Here is an 18218-nt window from a genome sequence, read left to right as displayed (position 1 = left end):
TTATTCGCTAATTTAGTCGCAATCAATCCTAAAATAGAATATATGAAAAAATCTCTACTCTTATCTTTTGCGTTGTTGACTGCGGCTTTAGGCCAAGCTCAAACATTGCTGTCTGACGATGCGACTGCCTATACCGTAGGAAACGTCGGAACAGACATCACAGGCGCAACTCCCGGACAAGGCGGATGGCTCACAACAGTGACCGCAGGTGCAAATTCAGACTTTCAGGTCGTGAACGCCGGCGGAACTTACGGAAACGTGATCCAACTCACGGGCTCGAATACAGCCGTGAACACACGCCGCATGTACAAAGACGTTTCCGCGATTTGGGGAACGCGAACTGCCGGAAACGACGTGGCGCAAGTACAATTCGATTTTTACACAGGCGCTGCGACGACGAGCGCGAATTCGTTCCGCGTAATCCTTTACAACACCGACCTTACCAGAATGCTCGCCGGACTAACTTACATAGCCGCAACCCGCGAATTGCGTGGCCTTGGTTACTATGACAACACTGCAGGCGGTGGCGCAGTCGGAAACTATTCGTTCACGCTAGGTCTTACCGGAACTACATTCACGGCCGTAACTTTGGCGCAGAATACGTGGTACACTGTCGGTTTCAGCTACAACAAAACCACGGGCGAACTCAAATTCAAGGAACTTTCCGGAACGATGGTTACGGCTCCTTCGATAATGGGCGCGAGCACGGGAACAGATTTGTCGACTTTGAACCTTCTTGCCAACGCGATTTCTACATCGGGACAAGCCAATACAGTTGCTGCGACAGCGCAGTTCGACAACGTGAGCTTGCGCGCCCTGGCTGCTGACGGACCGCTGCTTCGCGTGGACAATCCTACTGTGGCGGCGTTTAGCTTTTATCCGAATCCGGCCGATAACGTCGTAAACATTTCAACTGTCGGAAATATAGAAAGTGTAAGCATTGCCGATATCAACGGACGCACTGTGAGAAACCAGAAAGTCGGTTTGGAAGACCAGGCGCAAATCGATGTTTCCGGATTGACTTCCGGCGTTTATTTCATGACCGTCGAAGGCGATTCGGGACGCGTCACAAAAAAAGTCATCAAACACTGATCGCTACAGAATAAACAAAAAGGCCGGACTTGAATTCCGGCCTTTTTTTATTCCAAAAATTTAGCTTTGAGTTCCGGCGTCGGAATCATGCAACTTTCTTTTTGTCCGTACCATTTATACCGGTTTTTGGCCACAAAATCGTAAGCGGGATTTCTCAGAAAGCCCGGAAGAATCTTGAAGCCCGTGGCAAGATTCCAAAATCCGCCGAGATTCTTGGTAATCTCGAGCGCTGCATCCGACTTGTAAAAATAAGCCACTCCGGGTTCATACAAAACCATGGAATCGATGTGTTTCCGGTCGATGCCGATGTGTTGTAAAACTCGTTCCCCAAGCTCCGACTGCAGTGCCACAAAACGAAAAACGTCCTTTTTGTCGCGCTTGATGATAAATTGCACGAAATTGTCGCAAAGGTTGCAGACGCCGTCGAACAGGATTATTTTCTTGCCTTTTGGGAGTTCGGAGATTTTCATTTTTTATGTGCCTGAGTGCCTGAGTGCCTGAGTGCCTGAGTGCCTGAGTGCCTGAGTGCCTGAGTGCAAAAGTAGCCCGAAAAGGCGCATGCAGACGTTCCTTTAACATCGATTTATTTCTTTTTGGCTTCGACGAATTCGAGTTCGTCAAGGCTTACTTTCGAGGTGAAAAGTCCGTAGTTTACCGTTGCTTTGTTTTTCTCTATCGCGTCGATGCTTCCAATGGCTTTTCCATCGACCATTCTCACGCGATCGCCGATTTTAAGTGTCACTTTCGGTTTTGGAGCCGCGGCTTCCTTTTTCTTCTTCTCCTTTTTCTCCTCGCGGATTTCCTCAACGACGACCTTCACTTCCTCGATGACTTCCTTTTTCTTTTGTTCCTCGACTTTTTTCTCTTTCGGATGCAGTTTCTTGCGCTTCGAATTCTCGATTTCGACCATTTTCAAGAACTCGCCGATAAGGTGTTTCTTGTCTTTATTGTTGAAATATTTGTCGGCCATGTCGTCGACTTTCTGTCCTAGATAGATAACTTTTTGGTTGCTGTCATATAATTCCTGATAGCTTTCGAGTTTTTGCCTGATGCGCGAATTCATGTCCTCGAGCTTCACGCTTTCCTCACGCGCCTTTGTTTCTTCGTGCTTGAGGTTTTCGGACGTTTTCTCGAGCTTCGAACGCTCTTTCTGCAAGTTGGCGATCGTCTTGTCGAAGCGCACTTTGCCGCCCTCGATCTTCTTTTTGGCGCGGTTTATCAATCCGTATGGAATGCCGTTTTTCTGGGCGACCTCGAACGTGAACGAACTTCCGGCCTGACCCAAAACCAATTTGTACATCGGCTCGAGCGATTTTTCGTCGAAAAGCATGTTTGCGTTGGTCATGTGCGGCATTTCGTTGGCCAGCATTTTGAGGTTGGAATAGTGCGTCGTGATGATTCCGAAGGCTTCGCGGTGGTAGAATTCTTCGAGGAAAACTTCGGCCAGCGCGCCTCCAAGTTCAGGATCTGAACCCGTTCCGAATTCATCGATGAGGAACATGGTTTTGCTGTTGCACTTCTTGAGAAAGTAGTTCATGTTTTTGAGTCGGTAACTATACGTACTCAAATGGTTTTCAATAGATTGATTGTCTCCGATATCAGTCATGATCCGGTCAAACAAAAACGTTTCGCTGCGTTCGTGCACCGGAATCAACATGCCGCTTTGCAACATCAGCTGCAACAATCCGACGGTTTTCAGCGAGATCGTTTTTCCGCCGGCGTTCGGACCAGAAATCACGATAATTCTGCTTTCGTGCGTAAAGTCAAAAGTTTGCGGATACGTCTTTTCGCCTTTTCGTTTGTTTGTCAGATACAAAATAGGATGGAAGGCTTCGCGGAAAAACAAGCGTCTTTCCTCGGAAATCTTCGGGAGCAGACCATTGATCCTTTGTGCATATCTGGCCTTGGCGTGAACCACATCCACATCTGACAAAAACGCTTGATATTGCCCCAAAGTTTCCACGAAAGGACGGATGTCGCCCGACAATTTCCTGAGAATTTTTTCGATCTCACGCTTTTCCTCGTATTCGAGATTCGAGAGTTCGCGCGAAAATTTCAAAGTCGCTTCGGGCTCGATGAAGGCGATGCTTCCCGTTTTCGAACTTCCCAAAATCGAACCTTTGACTTTCCGGCGATACATGGCCAAAACGGCCAGGACACGTCGGTTTTCCACAATGCTTTCGCGTATGTCGTCCAGATAACCAAGCGAATTGTAGTGCGTCAAGGCCTGACCGAAACTTTGGTTGACTTTGGCTCGGATCACGTTCATCTGGCTTCGGATTCCCGAAAGCTCGAACGACGCATCGTCCTTTATTTCTCCGTATTTGTCTACGATAGCATCGATTTTGGAAATGATATCTTTTGTAAAAATGACTTCCTGAGCGCGTTTGTAAAGCTTCGGATAATAATCGTCGAACTTCTTGAGGAATTGGATCAAGGTATTCGAAGTCTCGGAAACAGTGGCGATTTTGCGAAATGCCGAAGCGTCGAGAAAACTGTCCTCGATGGCCAAAAACTTGATCTCGTTGGTGATCTGCTCAAAGCCGTGGTTGGGCAAGGCATTGTTGTTCTGGAAAGAGGAAACATACTCCGAGGTCTGCGAAAGCGCGTCCATAAGGATTTCCTTGTCGCGGAACGGTTTTATGGCGAGTGCTTTTTCTTTGCCCAAATCGGTGACACAGGCTTCGGAAATCGTCTCTAATATGGTGGGAAACTGCAAGTCTTGCAGCGTTCTGTCTTGGATGATCATGCTATTTTTTAAACGTGTACAAATTTACCTAAAAATTGGCTGTCGTGGATTGGTTTCAGACGAATGTCCGATTGTATATTTGGGATAAAATCCTGAAAAAATGAAATTAGACGAAAGTTGGCAAAAGGAACTCCATGAGGAATTCGAAAAACCTTACTTCGCCAAACTAAGGGAATTTGTTGCTTCCGAATACGATTCCAGACACGGAAAAGTCTGTTTTCCTCCCGGACCGCAGATTTTCGCTGCTTTTGATCGATGTCCGTTCGACAAGGTGAAAGTCGTCGTTATCGGACAAGATCCCTATCACGGCTTCGGTCAGGCCAACGGACTTTGTTTCTCTGTCGCCGACAACATCAAGATTCCGCCTTCGTTGGTCAATATCTTCAAGGAAATCCAGAGCGACTTGGGGAAACCTTATCCTTTAAACGGAAATCTGGAACGTTGGGCAGACCAAGGCGTTTTGCTTTTGAATGCAACGTTGACAGTCAGGCAGGCCGAACCCGGAAGCCATCAAAAAAACGGTTGGGAAACTTTTACCGATGCCGTAATCCAGCGCGTTTCCGACGTTAAAGAAAATGTCGTTTTCCTGCTTTGGGGAAGTTATGCCCAGCAAAAAGGCAAAAACATCGATGCTTCGAAACATTTGGTCTTGAAATCGGGACATCCTTCGCCAATGAGCGCAAATCAGGGAAAGTGGTTTGGAAACAGGCATTTTAGCCAGGCGAACGCTTACCTGAAATCAAAAGGATTGCCTGAAATCGAATGGTGAATCAGTTGACGGTAAACGTGTAAAAACCGCCTCCGGTCAATTGCGTCGTACTCGAGATCAGGTTCAGGAACAGTTTATTGCCTTGTGTCTTGGAACGCAATTCGATCTTGTTGGCCGAATCGCTGTTCACGCCAAAACTCAGTCTGTAGTTTCCAGCTGAAGTCAAAGGATAACCGACATTGTATTCGTAAGTCTCGTCCGAAGCGTTGTAAAGAGCCGTTCCCAAAACAAAATTTCCGGCCTGGGCCGTTCCCGAATTCACCTGAAGTTGCTGCAAGGTTGTCGAAACAGGTGTCCAAATGCCGGGAGAAGATTCTTTCTCCATCAAATAGGTAAAAACGAATCCGGGAGCGCCGCTCGTAGTTTCATAAATGTCAAGCAACTGTGGAAAACCTTCTTCCGACTGGTATCGTCCGAAATCAGCGTCGACGTACAGAAAATCCCCGACCGCGTAAGTTGGTTGGATGTCTATCGTGACGAGCTCGCCCGTGTTGGCGTATTTTTCGTTGTAAAATCCGTCTTCGTCGTCGCACGAGGCCATGAACAATGACGAAAATGCGAGTGCGATATAAGTAAACTTTTTACTCGAGCGTAGTGAACTGATGATATTGATCATTGATTTCATGGGATGCAATTTTTTAGAATCTGTAACCGAGGTTTAGGCCGATGCGCGAGATTACATCTGGACTTTTGTCGGAATCCAGTATGTTGAAACCGGCGCCGACAAGGAACTCAAGAGCGACTCTGTCCGCGAAATAGACTTTGTATCCGATACTTGCGCCCGGAGCTACTGAAAAATAACCTTCTTTGGAGATTTTGTAGTAGGCGTTCGTGCCGTCAACGACTCTTTCGATCTCACGGAAATCTCCGCCGTTGGCCGAAATGAATCCTTCGATGAAATAATAATGCGCGTCGCTGTTGGACATTTTGTACCTGATGTAAGGAATCACCTCATATTTGGGAAGCGTGCTGCGAAACCCTTCGTCAAAATCTTTCTCGAATTTGTCGCCGACCGTAAAACTCCCGGTCAGTCCGTATGACCATTTTCCCTGTCCGAAACGTTCGTAGGAAATATTGGCTTTTCCGTAGGCGATGAGCGAAAGCACGTCAACGCGGAATTCGTTCTTTTTGGAGGCTACCGGAGCTTTGTTTTCGTTCTCGGCTTCTTGGGCAAACGCCATTCCCGAAACTAGCAGGCAGGCGATCAGGAGCTTTTTCATGAGCTTGGATTTGGGGCGAAGGTAAGGAAAAAAGTGCGTGCGTGCGAAAGTGCCTGAATGAAAAGTGACTGAGTCGTTACCGCGACTAGCCCGGATAGCAGCGGCTAGCCTTTTGCAGGAAAAGACCTTGGTTTTCCCGGGTTCGACAGCGACCGAAGGAAGCTCGTTGCAACCCTTGGAAAACCTGTCTTTTTCAAAAAAGCTAGTAGCGGATAGCCGGATTTTGCTTCCAATTAAATTTCGCGAATATCTTAAGGCATGAATTTTCCGAGTCACAGACTCGGCCACACGAATCGCGAAGTTAAAAACTTCGCTACTCCAAAGTCAAAGCGCCCAAAATCTCCTCATGCATAAAAGGTCCGCCGGGATATTTGGCCGTATAATCGAGATTCAGCCAAACTTGTCCACGCTCGTCTATGTGGTAATGGATCGTCTTGTCCTTGGCTTCCTTGACAAACAAAACCTTCTTTATCAAGTAGTTGATCGTTTCCAGATCGTTTTTGTTTCCGATGAGTATTTCGGGATAAATGTGTCCTCCGGTGTGTATCAGACGCGGCGTTCCTCCAATCGATTTCACGCAAGCCGCCATCAGGATCGAGTGGTCGTCGCAATCGCCTGATAGCAAACGCACTGATTCCGAAGCTGATGCGATGTACTCGCGGCCTTTCGGGTCGCTCACATAATTCCATCGGCCGTTGATTTCCTTGAACACGGCAAAACACTGGATCAACGTGCGATAATCGCCATAACCTTTGGTGTCGCGGAAATATTTGGTCGTCGCGGCCACCGAAAAATTGCGCACGCGGGGATTGTCGAACTGAACGGCTTTGATAATCTTTGATTTGTTGGGAAACGGAAGCAGTCGCGACATGATGAGATCCTGCGGATTCGGGCTGTCGTCCATCGCATAAACCATGTAACGGTAATCTTCGTAAACGTCGTCGAACCCGTATTGGCCAAAAAGCGTTCCCCAGGCGAGAAATACCAGATACAGGAAAATCGCGAAAATGATAATCTTTCGGAGCAATCTCAAAATCAGCTGGAAAGCCACCAAAATTCCAATGAACATGAGGATTCTATCGAGATGGATCGGCCAACCCGGATCGATCGTATACCGGTGGCACACGATAAAAACCGGAACGGCGATTAGCACATTCAGCACAAAAATAATGATGCTGTCCCAAGGCTTCTTTACAGTAAGCTTGTCGCGGATTTTGCGGAATGGAATTTCGCTGAGTTTGACCATGGGACGTTTCGCCCGGAATTATCCGTGCACGATATCGGCAAAAGTACCCTTTTTGGCAATAATGCCTAAATCGGCCAATTGATTTTGAATTTTGTTTAACACAGGTTCAGAAAAGTTCGCTTGCGACCATTGCGTGAGCGCCAGCCATTGTTGGATATCTTCCTGTTTTTGGTGGTAACGCCGAGAGAGCAGGACGTCTATATCGGGAATTTGTTTGAAAGCCGATGTTTTTTGGTTGATTACAGAAAGCAAGGTTTCGATGATTTCCGAATTGTTCTCGAGAATCTCGCTGCGAACCGCGATCACAAAGCAAGGCCAAGGCGTCGGGCAATCGTCTATGCGACGGAAAATCCCTTTGTCGACCAGCGGTTTGGTCATGAACCTTTCCCACATAAAATAATCGGCCGAACCTTTTGTCAGCGCTTCGACCGCTCCGTCGATCGTGTGCACGGTCTCGAACCTCAAATTCGCCTTCGACCAACCCTGATTGTCGGCATTCACGTAAGCCATGAGTTGGGAACCCGACCCGTTTCTCGAAATCGCCGCGACCTTGTTTTCAAGATCTGGAATCGATTCGAATTTAGAATTCGCGGCCACGTGAACACCCCAAATCAAAGGCGATTGCACGTAAATCTGTACGATCTTCGACGGATTTCCCGCCAAAATGTCCTTGATGATTCCCTCGGTCAGGATCACGGCCACATCGGTTTCGCCCTCGCGCAACATCTGGCAAAGTTTTCCCGTGCCTTCCGGAACATCCGTCCACGAGACTTCGAGTCCGGCTTTTTGGAAATAACCGTTTTCGAGGCACAAATGCCATGGGAGATTGAAATGTTCCGGAACGCCGGATATTTTTAGGTTCATGTTTCTATTTAAATTGTTATTAGAAGTTGCAGTTGCAGTGGCAGCGGCAGTGGCAGTGTTGAGCCGCAATTGTGACTGTAATTTTCCGGTCGTCGCGAAAATGACGCGCTTCCGTCGCAAGTTTACCAAATCTTTCTTGCTATTTGATAATGGTCGCCCTACTTTATTGATTTCAGGTAAGCTTCGAAACTGCTACCATTACTGCTACTGCTACTACTGCTACTACTGCAACTGCAACTGCTACTACTGCGACTGCGACTGCTACTGCTACTGCTACTGCTACTGCTACTGCTACTGCTACTGCTACTGCTACTGCTACTGCTACTGCTACTGCTACTGCTACTGCTACTGCTACTGCTATCCCTAACGCGAACGTTCCAATGACCTGATATGATGTTCCAGATGATCGGCGTAATCGGTCATCAAAAAACGCAAATCCTGAATCGTTCCATCTGAAAACACAATCGGAATCTGTAAATCCTTTTCGGAAACAATTGCGATCAAAGCCGCGATCCTTTTGTTTAAAGATAACCATAAAACCAACAAATCTTCGGTTTCCTGATTTTGATAGTCGTTGATTGTTACCAATTCGTTCTGATCGTAAATTCGGTGCTTGTAAGGTTGCGCTTGATAACGACATTCGGTGAACCTGACCAGATTGTGCACCGCCGAATCGATCAGATGTCCCAAAATCTCGCGTTTCGACCATTTGTCGGCCGAAGCTTTGAGAGAAAGTTCCTCTTCCGAAGCATGCATGAAAACGGCTGTGCCTTGTTTCAAAAGCGATTCGATACTGACGGTAATCTTTTCCATCATTTGGCAGCTGCGATTTTGTCCAGAGTGTACTTGATGAGTTCGTCCACGGCTTTGTAAGGATCGGCGCTGAAAGTTCCGTTGGCGCGGTTTGCGATGATGGCGTTCAGCGACAAGGCATTGTGACCAAGCAAAGCCGACAGTCCGTAAATTGCTGCGGTTTCCATCTCGAGATTCGTGATTTTTGCTCCTTCAAACTCGAAATTGTCCATTTTCGAATTGAGTTCCGAATCCTGCAAAGCCAGTCGCAAAACACGCCCTTGCGGCGCATAGAAACCTCCGGCGGTCGCAGTAATTCCTTTGAACATGTGCTCGCTTTCGACCATTGCCTCGAGTTTTTCCGAGCAGCGCGTCACGTAAGGACGGCCTTTTTTCGCATCCCAATTCGTGTGTTTTACGAAAGCTTCCTCGAGATCTTTGTCCGAAACCTCGTCGATCTGATAGGAGCGGAGCATGTTGTCCAAACCAAGCCCGAATTTCGAAAGCACGAAACTATCGGTTGGAATATCGGCCTGGAGCGACCCCGAAGTCCCGATCCTGATGATGTTCAACGAAGTCAATCCTTTTTTGGGCAGGCGCGTTTCAAGATCGATATTGACCAAAGCGTCGAGTTCGTTCAGCACGATATCGATGTTGTCAGGTCCGATTCCGGTTGACATTACCGAAATTCTTTTGCCCTTGTAGCTTCCCGTTTGGGTTTTGAATTCGCGTTTTTGCGTCGAAAATTCGATGGTTTCGAAAAATTGCGTGATTTTCTCCACGCGATTCTGGTCGCCCACAAAAATAATGTCGGGCGCAATGTGCTCCGGGCGCAGGTTCAAGTGGTAAACACTTCCGTCCGGATTCAGTATAAGTTCAGATTGTCGGATCATAATTTGTCATTGTCGAAGGTCAGGATTTGAAATTTGTCCCGATAACTACGGAATTGGGATTTGGGATTTGGAATTTGGAATTTCCATTTTGGGATTTGTCCCGATAGCCATCGGGATTGAAATTTGGGATTTGGAATTTCATCCACCAACCCGTTTCACAACATAACCTTCCGCCTTCAAAATCTCCATGACCTTGTCGCGAAAGTTGCCCTGGATGATGATTTCGCCGTCCTTGGCCGATCCGCCGACGCCGCATTTGGTCTTGAGCATTTTCCCCAATGTTTTGAGATCGTCGTCGCTTCCCTGAAAACCGAGGATGACCGTGGCAACTTTTCCGCCCCGGTTTTTCTTGTCAAGATGGGCTTCGAGCCTTTGTTTTCCAGGTTCGGGCGTTTCACCTGAGGATTCGCTGCTGTCGAATTCGAATTCTTTGTTCGTGGAGAACACGAATCCGCCGAGGTCGTTTAGGGATGTTAGTTTCTTTGGCATGATTTGCGTTTTTGGAACACGTATTTATCGGATAATATGCTCGCAAGCTCTATCTCATCCTTTCAATCTGTGCTCCCAAATAAAAAGGCATCAGGAAACCCCAATGCCTTCATCCGTAAAATTATAAAATTTATTTCTTGATCAACCCGAGTTCCACAAGCCGCTCGTGCAAAAATTCACCAGCTGTAATGTCGTCGTATTGTTTCGGATGATTTTCGTCGATTGTGTGTTCGAGCACGTCGAGTTTCATTTCGCTTATCGGATGCATGAAAAACGGGATCGAGAAACGCGAAGTTCCCCACAATTCACGCGGCGGATTGACCACTTGGTGAATCGTCGACTTGAGTTTATTGTTGGTGTGACGCGACAACATATCGCCCACGTTTATGACCAATTCGTCCGGTTCGGCGATCGCGTCAATCCACTCGCCTTCGTGGTTTTGCACCTGAAGTCCTTTTCCCTGTGCGCCCATGAGCAGCGTGATCAGGTTGATGTCCCCGTGAGCTGCGGCGCGCACGGCTCCGTCAGCGGGTTCATCCGTGATTGGCGGATAATGGATCGGGCGCAGGATGCTGTTTCCGTTCCTGATGTAATTGTCGAAGTAGAATTCGTCCAATCCCAGATATATGGCCAAGGCGCGAAGCACGTAAATCCCGGTTTTCTCCAGCATTTGGTAGGCTTCTTTTCCGACTGTGTTGAACTGTGGAAGTTCTTTCACCTCGACATTCGCCGGATATTCGGCTTCAAGCGCCGGATTGTCCTGAACGTACTGCCCAAAGTGCCAAAATTCTTTCAAATCGCCCGCAGAGCGTCCTTTAGCGTGTTCTTTCCCGAAAGAAACGTAGCCGCGCTGGCCACCGATTCCCGGAATTTCATACTCTTTTTTGGTTGCCACGGGAAGATTGAAGAAGTTGCGTACTTCCGAATACAATTCCTCCACGAGTTTGTCATCCAGAAAATGACCTTTTAGTGCTACAAATCCGATGTCTTCGTAGGCTTTTCCGATTTCATTTACAAACTTTTGTTTACGTTTCGGGTCATCCGAAAGGAAATCACGTAAATCCACACTTGGAATGTTCTGCATAGGTTTACAATTTTGTTGATAACCCAAACCTCGCTAAAGGCCTGGTTTCACAAAAATAGACAAATATTGACGCTCGTCGGATTTAAATTTATCAACATCGAAAAATCCGCAATCCAAACCTACGAAAGTGGTAAATTTTCATACTTTTGACAGAGTTTTTACAAAAACAGACATAAAACCGATGAATTTCGAACGCCGCAATCTTACAGACGACCAACTGCTCGACCTTTACAAACGTTTGCTCAAACCTCGTCTTATCGAGGAGAAAATGCTTATCCTGATCCGTCAGGGAAAGGTTTCGAAGTGGTTTTCAGGAATCGGGCAAGAGGCGATATCGTGCGGAATCACGGCCGTTCTCGGCAAAGACGAATACATTTTGCCGATGCACCGCAACCTTGGCGTTTTCACAGGACGCGACATTCCTTTATATAGGTTGTTTTCGCAATGGCAGGGAAAAGCATCGGGATTTACCAAAGGCCGCGACAGATCGTTCCACTTCGGGACGCAGGAATACAAGATCATCGGGATGATTTCGCACCTCGGCCCGCAATTGGGCGTGGCTGACGGGATAGCATTGGCCAACAAACTCAAGAAAAACGGAAACGTCACGGCGGTTTTTACCGGCGAAGGCGCAACATCCGAAGGTGATTTCCACGAGGCGCTGAACATTGCCGCAGTTTGGGATTTGCCTGTCCTATTTATTATAGAGAACAACGGCTACGGACTTTCGACTCCCACAAACGAGCAATATCGCTGCGAAAACCTCGCGGATAAAGGCGTCGGTTACGGAATGGAAGCGCACATTCTCGACGGGAACAACATCCTTGAAATCTATAACGAGCTTTCAGAAATAGTCGAATCGATGCGCGTCAACCCGCGTCCGGTTTTGATCGAGTTCAAGACTTTCCGCATGCGCGGGCACGAAGAGGCGAGTGGCACCAAATACGTTCCTCAGGAATTGATGGATTTGTGGGCCGAAAAAGATCCGGTCGACAACTTCCGCCGTTACCTGTTGAAGCAAAACATCCTTCGCGCCGACAAGGACGAACAATGGAGAGACGAGATCAAAAAGGAAATCGACGAAAATTTGCTGATCGCCAACACCGAAGCCGAAATCAAGGCGACTTACGAAGAAGAAATGGGCGATGTTTACGCTCCTTATGAGTTCGAGGACGTGAAGCCATCCGCCGAGACGGAAAATATCAGGTTCGTCGACGCTATTTCCCAAAGTTTAAGACAGTCGTTCGAGAAACACGAAAACCTCGTGATCATGGGCCAGGACATTGCCGAATATGGCGGTGCGTTCAAGATTACCGATGGATTTGTAGACCTTTTCGGGAAAGACCGCATAAAAAACACACCGATTTGCGAAAGTGCCGTCGTTTCGGCGGGAATGGGACTTTCGATAAACGGATACAAGTCGATCGTGGAAATGCAGTTCGCCGATTTCGTGTCGACGGGTTTCAACCCAATCGTGAATTACCTCGCAAAAGTGCATTACCGATGGGGCGAAAATGCCGATGTCGTGGTGCGGATGCCTTGTGGCGGCGGAACACAGGCCGGTCCATTCCATTCACAGACGAACGAAGCCTGGTTTACGAAAACGCCTGGCCTGAAGGTTGTTTATCCGGCGTTTCCTTATGATGCGAAAGGACTTTTGAACGCTTCGATCAACGATCCGAATCCTGTCATGTTCTTCGAGCACAAGCTTTTGTACAGAAGTGTGTATCAGGATGTCCCGACGGATTATTACACTTTGCCACTCGGACAGGCCGCGGTTTTGAGACAAGGTCAGGACGTAACGATCGTGACTTTTGGAGCCGCCGTGCATTGGGCGCTTGAGACGCTTGACAAGAATCCTGAAATCTCAGCCGATCTTATCGATTTGAGAACGCTCCAACCTTTGGATAAAGACACGATTTACAAGTCGATCAAAAAAACCAACAAGGTCATCATTTTACAGGAAGACAGCATGTTTGGCGGGATTGCGAGCGATATTGCCGCGATGATCACCGAAGAATGCTTCGAATATCTGGACGGTCCGGTGCGTCGAGTGGCAAGTTTGGATACGCCGATTCCTTTTACGAAAGCTTTGGAAGACCAATATCTGTCGCGCGGCCGATTTGAGGAAGCTCTGAAGGATTTGGTTGCTTATTGACTTTTGGATTACCGAAAATTGTCGCAACAAATAAACTCCATATAATTGCCGCGGATTTTTTCTGCGGCTTTTTTTTGTCGCGAGAAGTGAGCCTTTCACGGAATTTCAGCTTGATTTTATTGACGTTATTTTCTTACAAATGACGACACCCTGTCAGGGTTATAAACCCTGTCACCTTTTTAAACAGTGACAGGGTGATTTTTATTTTTGTTTTCTGGATTTTTGGTCTGCCAAAAAACGCATTGACCAACACGGAATTTACGGTAGTGACACCGGAAAAAATTCGATCGTTCCCTAAATCCTTGGCTAAAAAGATTGAAATTGCAGAAAAGAATCCAGAATGCAACTCCAGTCCAAACTCCCGAATCTCGGCCGACACATCTTTTCACACATGACGGCACTTGCCAACGAACACAATGCCGTCAATCTTTCCCAAGGTTTTCCCGATTTCGATCCCGATGTCGAATTGGTAAAATTGGTCGATGAAGCCTTGAAGGAAAATACGAACCAATACGCGCCGATGCCAGGTTTGCCGGTACTTCGGCAACAGATTGCCAACAAAATGAATTTGCGTTACGATCTACATCTGGATTGGGAAACCGAAATCACGATAGGAACAGGAGCGACCGAACTGATATTTGCTGCGATTTCCGCGACGGTTTGGCCCGGAGACGAAGTGATCCTGATCGAACCTTGCTACGATTGTTACCGTCCGGCGATTGAGATCGGGGGAGGAAAAGCTGTCGTTTACAAGATGAAAGCACCCGATTTTTCAGTGGATTGGAACGAGGTCAGGAAATTGGTATCGGACAAGACGAAAATGATTTGTGTTTGCACACCGAACAATCCGACTGGAACGGTTTTCTCCGAAGCCGACATGCAAGCTTTGATCGCAATCACGAAAGACACGAACATCGTGCTGCTGTGCGACGAAGTCTACGAATACATGACTTTCGACGGACGGAAACACGTCAGTCCGTTGCAGTTTCCCGAATTGCGCGAACGCACTTTTTCGGCTTTTTCGTTCGGGAAAACGTATCACGTCACGGGCTGGAAAGTCGGCTATTGCATCGCTCCGGAAATGCTGACGAACGAATTGCGCAAAGTACACCAAAACGTCACATATTGCACGAGCCATCCGTTTCAGAAAGCTATCGCGAAGTACATGGAAAAGTCCGAAAGTCATTTGGAGCTTTCCAAGTTTTTCGGGCGCAAACGCGATTTGTTCCTCGAAGCCTTGGGCGACACCGAACTCAAGCCCTTGAAGTGCGAAGGCGGTTACTTCCTGCTTTTCGATTACTCGGATGTTTCCGATGAGAACGATTTCGATTTTTGCGTAAGGCTGATAAAGGAATTCGGCGTCGCAGCCATTCCGGTTTCCCGACTTTATTCCGATTTGCACGACGATAAATTGATCCGGATCTGTTTCGCGAAAAAGGACGAGACATTGTTGGAAGCCGCCAACCGATTGAGACGGCTTTCCAAACTATAAATTTCTGGATCGGAATTGCTGAAATGCCCGAACCGATAAAGCCAAAATGAATTTCGAAGCTATTATTCCGATGATTCGCGAATTGGAAATCTGGGTTGCGCTAGGGATAAAGGCTTTGTCTGAGCTCTTTTGAATGCGGGCAGCTTTCAAAAAGCGAGTGCCTTTAGCCCGACGCCGGCTTATTTGGCTTCAATCGAAACAGATACAAGGTCTTACACTGAAAGTGCAACAAAAGAACGGCCGGCGACGCGCCCAAAACAAAATCCTGACGCATCGGCCTTACCTGAATAATCGGCCACTTTAGCACTCCTTTCACACTTTGCAAACCCAAAAGCCGTAACTTAGGGTAAACCTCTAAACCACGACTATGAGAATTTCGGTAGAAAGAAAAGACGTCAAAGTCTACCCTGACCCGAGACGCGTGATCGCGCGCTATTTTTTTAACGGAGAAGAACGGGCGGTTTCGCTGCTCAAGAAAATCCTCGCCCTGAATGCCGAAACCGTAAGCGCGGTGATTTTGCCGCTTTTGCAGGATTTTTCGAAACGCCACAGGAACATCACCAAAAAGCTTTCGAAACACTGCGAGAAAGTCAAGCCCTATATCGAAAAAGCGGGCTACGACTACAGTCAGTTGAGCGATTATCAGAAATACCTTATCGGATCGTATTTCACGCACGAGTATTCGATAGAGTCTGCGGCATTTTTCAATCCGTCTATCATCATCGACCCTGACCAAAGTCATCTGGAAGAAGGCCAACAGCGCTTGCTTATCAGTTTTCGGGCAGTTGGTGAAGGCCATATTTCCTCGGTGGTTTTTCGTCGGGCGATGATCGACAGACACAACAACATCCAGATCATTCCGGCCGGAAATTATATAGATGAAGCCGAGAAAATGCACCAGACGATCTACCAGAAAAAGCTTTTCCTGAAAAAAGGCGAGGAAGCGGAGATCGATCCGGAGTTTTTGGCCGAAGTCGACGCCAAACTTGAAGACCGATTCGACTACGAAAGTCTCAAGAAAATCATTCTGTCGGCACGCGAAAAAACCGACAATGACGAGAGAATCGCACAGTACAAGCAGATTTTGGCGTTGTCCGATTCGTACCGAAAAATCAGTTTCTCAAGAGATACCGACATCAGCGACCGCGTCATTTTCCCGATTTCGGACTTTGAAAGCAAGGGAATCGAGGACGCGCGTTTCGTAAGGTTCGTAAAGGAAAACGGACAATCGATCTATTATGCGACTTACACGGCTTACGACGGAGCGCACATCATGCCGAAATTGTTGCAGACCACGGATTTCTACGATTTCAAGACCTCGCCCTTGAACGGCGAAGGCGCCAAAAACAAGAATCTTGCGTTGTTTCCAAGAAAAATCAACGGGAAATTCGCGATGCTGTCCAGAATCGACGGTTGGAACAATTATCTGATGTACTCCGACAATATCAACATCTGGGACGATCCGGTTAAAATCCAATCGCCTGAATATACCTGGGAATTGGTACAGATAGGAAATTGCGGATCGCCGATAGAAACGCCACACGGCTGGCTCGTGATCACACACGCTGTCGGCCCAATGCGCCGTTATTGCATCGGAGCGTCGTTGCTCGATATCAACAATCCGGAAAAGGAAATCGGCCGTCTCAAAGAACCGTTGATCATGCCGAATCCTGACGAACGCGAAGGTTATGTTCCGAATGTGGTGTATTCCTGCGGATCGATCGTACACAACGGCGATCTGATAATTCCATACGGATTGAGCGATCACAGCTCTGGTTTCGCGACCGTTAACCTCAATTTGCTTTTGGATCGTTTGGTTAAAGGCGGGTGAGTTTAGTGGCAGTGGAAGTGGAAGTGGCAGTGGCAGTAGCAGTAGCGGTAGCAGTAGCAGTGGAAGTTGCAGTTTTGCAACCGACAAGATTTCCGCAGCATTAGATCCGGCAATCTCTATCACTCCGGCACTCAAATCAAATAAAAAACCCCGAGGTACTATCCCGGGGTTTTTTCGTGATTTCTATTTTGGTTATTGATTTCGTCAGATGCGGAAAGCGTCTACCATTTATTCGTATGTCAAACAGCGATGTCTCCGTCAAACTTCCCGGCCTTATCCACTTCGTCCGAAGCATTCTTGTCATAAGAACGCGTGAAAGTAGGAACGTGGTTTTTCGAATTGGCGTTCATCGCCTCATTGCTTTTCGAGATCGCGTCGTTGGGTTCGACGTTGCTTTGTTCGGTGTCGTCGTATTTGTGGAAATCGTCGGTTTCCTCAAAACTCTCATCTTTGTTGTAAGTCGACGCGTCCTGGTTCAATTCCGGATCGTCGATTTTGCGATTTTTATCTTCTTCAGGTTTCATGGCTTTCGGGTTTTAGTTGTCGCTTTTCTCGAAAGAAGGTTTGTCGGTGTCGTTCGGATCTGTCTTTGGATCTTCCTGAATCGTCTGTGATTCGCCTTTCGGCTTTGTAAAACCTTCCGTGTTCACGTCAGAATCCAGTTCCGAATCGTGTTTGTGGTCATTTCGCTTTTCCATAGTTGTTGTTTTTTGGTACGAAGCCATCAGAATTTGCCCAAAAGCCAATACACGATTATAAATACGATGATCATGCCGAAGCAGCCGCCTCCTAGTTTTTTGGCCGTGAATCCGGCGATGATGGTCTTGAAAAATCCGTTCATGGTGTTTTATTTATTGGTTAGTTAGTCAGTAAGTCTCGGAGTTACTCCATGCCGTGGTCGTTCGCGTGCGGATCGACGTTCTGCTTCTTGTCGTCGAATTCGCCATCGACCGTCAATCGGCCTTTCGCATCGTAGTTTTCGTCATTGGTCAACGTTTCCTCGTGCTCTTTGTAGTCGTGCTTTCGCGTCGCATTACGGATGTTGTCCGAATTTCTCTGATTGGAATGATCGTAGTTTTTCTGTCCGTCGTGGCGTGCTTGACCGCCTTTGTTTACAGTTGCCATAATGTGTGGTTTTTAGTTGTCTGATAAAATTAACATCTCAGGATAAGGTAGGCGTTATGGATTTTCCCTCAAACGTTTCACCATTTCACTTTGGCGAAAGGCCACAAAAAAAGCCGACCTTTTCAGATCGACTTTTTTCGCGTTGTTGCTTTTTAGTAATTGTTGTCGTTATCGTTCAACAGAGCGAAATACATCTCATTCGGATCGTAATCGAGGTCGTAGTCCTGTTCGTCGTTGTCCTCATCGTGGTTGTTGATTCGGATGATGTTGTCAAAGTCCTCGTTTGCATTGTAATTGATGTCGAAAGAAGTATTCGTTTCCATAGTAGAGCGTTTTAGTGTTGTTGTTTCACAAAATTGCCGAAAACGTTTTAGCCAAGTCTTACAGAATTCTCACATCGGCTTACAGAATTAT

The 18218-nt window shown here is 47.2% G+C and carries 20 protein-coding genes; 5 read left to right on the top strand and 15 right to left on the bottom strand.

Annotated features, from left to right (window positions below):
- Positions 1 to 42: 42 nt before the first annotated feature.
- Complete coding sequence (locus EOO49_RS03880; protein WP_290842907.1) at positions 43 to 1092, top strand: T9SS type A sorting domain-containing protein; 1050 nt, start codon at positions 43 to 45, stop codon at positions 1090 to 1092.
- Between the two features lie 47 nt (positions 1093 to 1139).
- Here the strand turns inward: EOO49_RS03880 and EOO49_RS03875 are convergent, their stop codons facing one another.
- Both EOO49_RS03875 and EOO49_RS03870 read right to left on the bottom strand, forming a co-directional pair.
- The gene (locus EOO49_RS03875; protein ID WP_290842905.1) at positions 1140 to 1562 is read right to left on the bottom strand and encodes a thiol-disulfide oxidoreductase DCC family protein; all 423 of its coding nucleotides are present in this window, start codon (positions 1560 to 1562) and stop codon (positions 1140 to 1142) included.
- A gap of 113 nt (positions 1563 to 1675) precedes the next feature.
- Positions 1676 to 3841, bottom strand: a complete 2166-nt coding sequence (locus EOO49_RS03870) for a DNA mismatch repair protein MutS (protein ID WP_290842903.1) — start codon at positions 3839 to 3841, stop codon at positions 1676 to 1678.
- Positions 3842 to 3941: 100 nt separating this feature from the next.
- Here EOO49_RS03870 and ung point away from each other — a divergent pair, with 100 nt between their 5' ends.
- Positions 3942 to 4610: a uracil-DNA glycosylase gene (gene ung / locus EOO49_RS03865; RefSeq protein ID WP_290842901.1), complete on the top strand. Its 669-nt coding sequence runs from the start codon at positions 3942 to 3944 to the stop codon at positions 4608 to 4610.
- A 1-nt stretch (position 4611) separates the two neighbouring features.
- Here the strand turns inward: ung and EOO49_RS03860 are convergent, their stop codons facing one another.
- The 9 genes from EOO49_RS03860 to EOO49_RS03820 form a co-directional block, all read right to left on the bottom strand.
- Positions 4612 to 5235, bottom strand: a complete 624-nt coding sequence (locus EOO49_RS03860; RefSeq protein WP_290842899.1) for a hypothetical protein — start codon at positions 5233 to 5235, stop codon at positions 4612 to 4614.
- 13 nt (positions 5236 to 5248) lie between these two features.
- A complete protein-coding gene (locus EOO49_RS03855; RefSeq protein ID WP_290842897.1) occupies positions 5249 to 5830 on the bottom strand; it encodes a hypothetical protein in 582 nt (193 codons plus the stop codon).
- 313 nt (positions 5831 to 6143) lie between these two features.
- Positions 6144 to 7076 (bottom strand): transglutaminase, encoded by a 933-nt coding sequence (locus EOO49_RS03850; RefSeq protein ID WP_290842895.1) that lies wholly within the window; start codon positions 7074 to 7076, stop codon positions 6144 to 6146.
- Positions 7077 to 7094: 18 nt separating this feature from the next.
- Positions 7095 to 7940, bottom strand: coding sequence for a substrate-binding domain-containing protein (locus EOO49_RS03845; RefSeq protein ID WP_290842893.1), 846 nt, complete (start codon positions 7938 to 7940; stop codon positions 7095 to 7097).
- 363 nt (positions 7941 to 8303) lie between these two features.
- Positions 8304 to 8696, bottom strand: a complete 393-nt coding sequence (locus EOO49_RS19300) for a DinB family protein (RefSeq protein ID WP_366927233.1) — start codon at positions 8694 to 8696, stop codon at positions 8304 to 8306.
- Positions 8697 to 8752: 56 nt separating this feature from the next.
- Positions 8753 to 9625: a nucleoside phosphorylase gene (locus EOO49_RS03835; RefSeq protein WP_290842889.1), complete on the bottom strand. Its 873-nt coding sequence runs from the start codon at positions 9623 to 9625 to the stop codon at positions 8753 to 8755.
- Between the two features lie 19 nt (positions 9626 to 9644).
- A complete protein-coding gene (locus EOO49_RS03830; RefSeq protein WP_290842888.1) occupies positions 9645 to 9767 on the bottom strand; it encodes a hypothetical protein in 123 nt (40 codons plus the stop codon).
- Positions 9764 to 10114: a translation initiation factor gene (locus tag EOO49_RS03825; protein WP_290842886.1), complete on the bottom strand. Its 351-nt coding sequence runs from the start codon at positions 10112 to 10114 to the stop codon at positions 9764 to 9766. The genes EOO49_RS03830 and EOO49_RS03825 overlap by 4 nt, the downstream gene beginning before the upstream one ends.
- A 130-nt stretch (positions 10115 to 10244) precedes the next feature.
- Positions 10245 to 11198 carry a 2-oxoglutarate and iron-dependent oxygenase domain-containing protein gene (locus tag EOO49_RS03820; RefSeq protein ID WP_290842884.1) on the bottom strand — a complete coding sequence of 318 codons (954 nt, stop codon included), beginning with the start codon at positions 11196 to 11198 and terminating at the stop codon, positions 10245 to 10247.
- Positions 11199 to 11379: 181 nt separating this feature from the next.
- On the opposite strand from EOO49_RS03820, the gene EOO49_RS03815 reads away from it, so the two are divergent.
- The 3 genes from EOO49_RS03815 (at position 11380) to EOO49_RS03805 (ending at position 16679) form a co-directional block, all read left to right on the top strand.
- Positions 11380 to 13356 (top strand): dehydrogenase E1 component subunit alpha/beta, encoded by a 1977-nt coding sequence (locus EOO49_RS03815; RefSeq protein ID WP_290842883.1) that lies wholly within the window; start codon positions 11380 to 11382, stop codon positions 13354 to 13356.
- A gap of 340 nt (positions 13357 to 13696) precedes the next feature.
- Entirely contained in the window at positions 13697 to 14848 is a 1152-nt protein-coding gene (locus EOO49_RS03810) for a methionine aminotransferase (protein ID WP_290842882.1), read from the top strand.
- A gap of 367 nt (positions 14849 to 15215) precedes the next feature.
- Entirely contained in the window at positions 15216 to 16679 is a 1464-nt protein-coding gene (locus tag EOO49_RS03805) for a glycoside hydrolase family 130 protein (RefSeq protein WP_290842881.1), read from the top strand.
- 239 nt (positions 16680 to 16918) lie between these two features.
- On the opposite strand, the gene EOO49_RS03800 is transcribed toward EOO49_RS03805, so the two are convergent.
- The 4 genes from EOO49_RS03800 to EOO49_RS03785 form a co-directional block, all read right to left on the bottom strand.
- Positions 16919 to 17203 carry a hypothetical protein gene (locus tag EOO49_RS03800; RefSeq protein ID WP_290842880.1) on the bottom strand — a complete coding sequence of 95 codons (285 nt, stop codon included), beginning with the start codon at positions 17201 to 17203 and terminating at the stop codon, positions 16919 to 16921.
- Positions 17204 to 17215: 12 nt separating this feature from the next.
- Positions 17216 to 17377: a hypothetical protein gene (locus EOO49_RS03795; protein ID WP_290842878.1), complete on the bottom strand. Its 162-nt coding sequence runs from the start codon at positions 17375 to 17377 to the stop codon at positions 17216 to 17218.
- A 184-nt stretch (positions 17378 to 17561) separates the two neighbouring features.
- A complete protein-coding gene (locus tag EOO49_RS03790; protein ID WP_290842876.1) occupies positions 17562 to 17804 on the bottom strand; it encodes a hypothetical protein in 243 nt (80 codons plus the stop codon).
- A gap of 152 nt (positions 17805 to 17956) precedes the next feature.
- Entirely contained in the window at positions 17957 to 18127 is a 171-nt protein-coding gene (locus EOO49_RS03785) for a hypothetical protein (protein WP_290842874.1), read from the bottom strand.
- Between the last annotated feature and the right edge of the window lie 91 nt (positions 18128 to 18218).

It is taken from the genome of Flavobacterium sp. (assembly GCF_004295795.1).
Lineage (GTDB): Bacteria > Bacteroidota > Bacteroidia > Flavobacteriales > Flavobacteriaceae > Flavobacterium.
The sequence above is the reverse complement of the archived record's forward strand: the minus strand, read 5'-3'. Positions and strand labels throughout refer to the sequence as shown.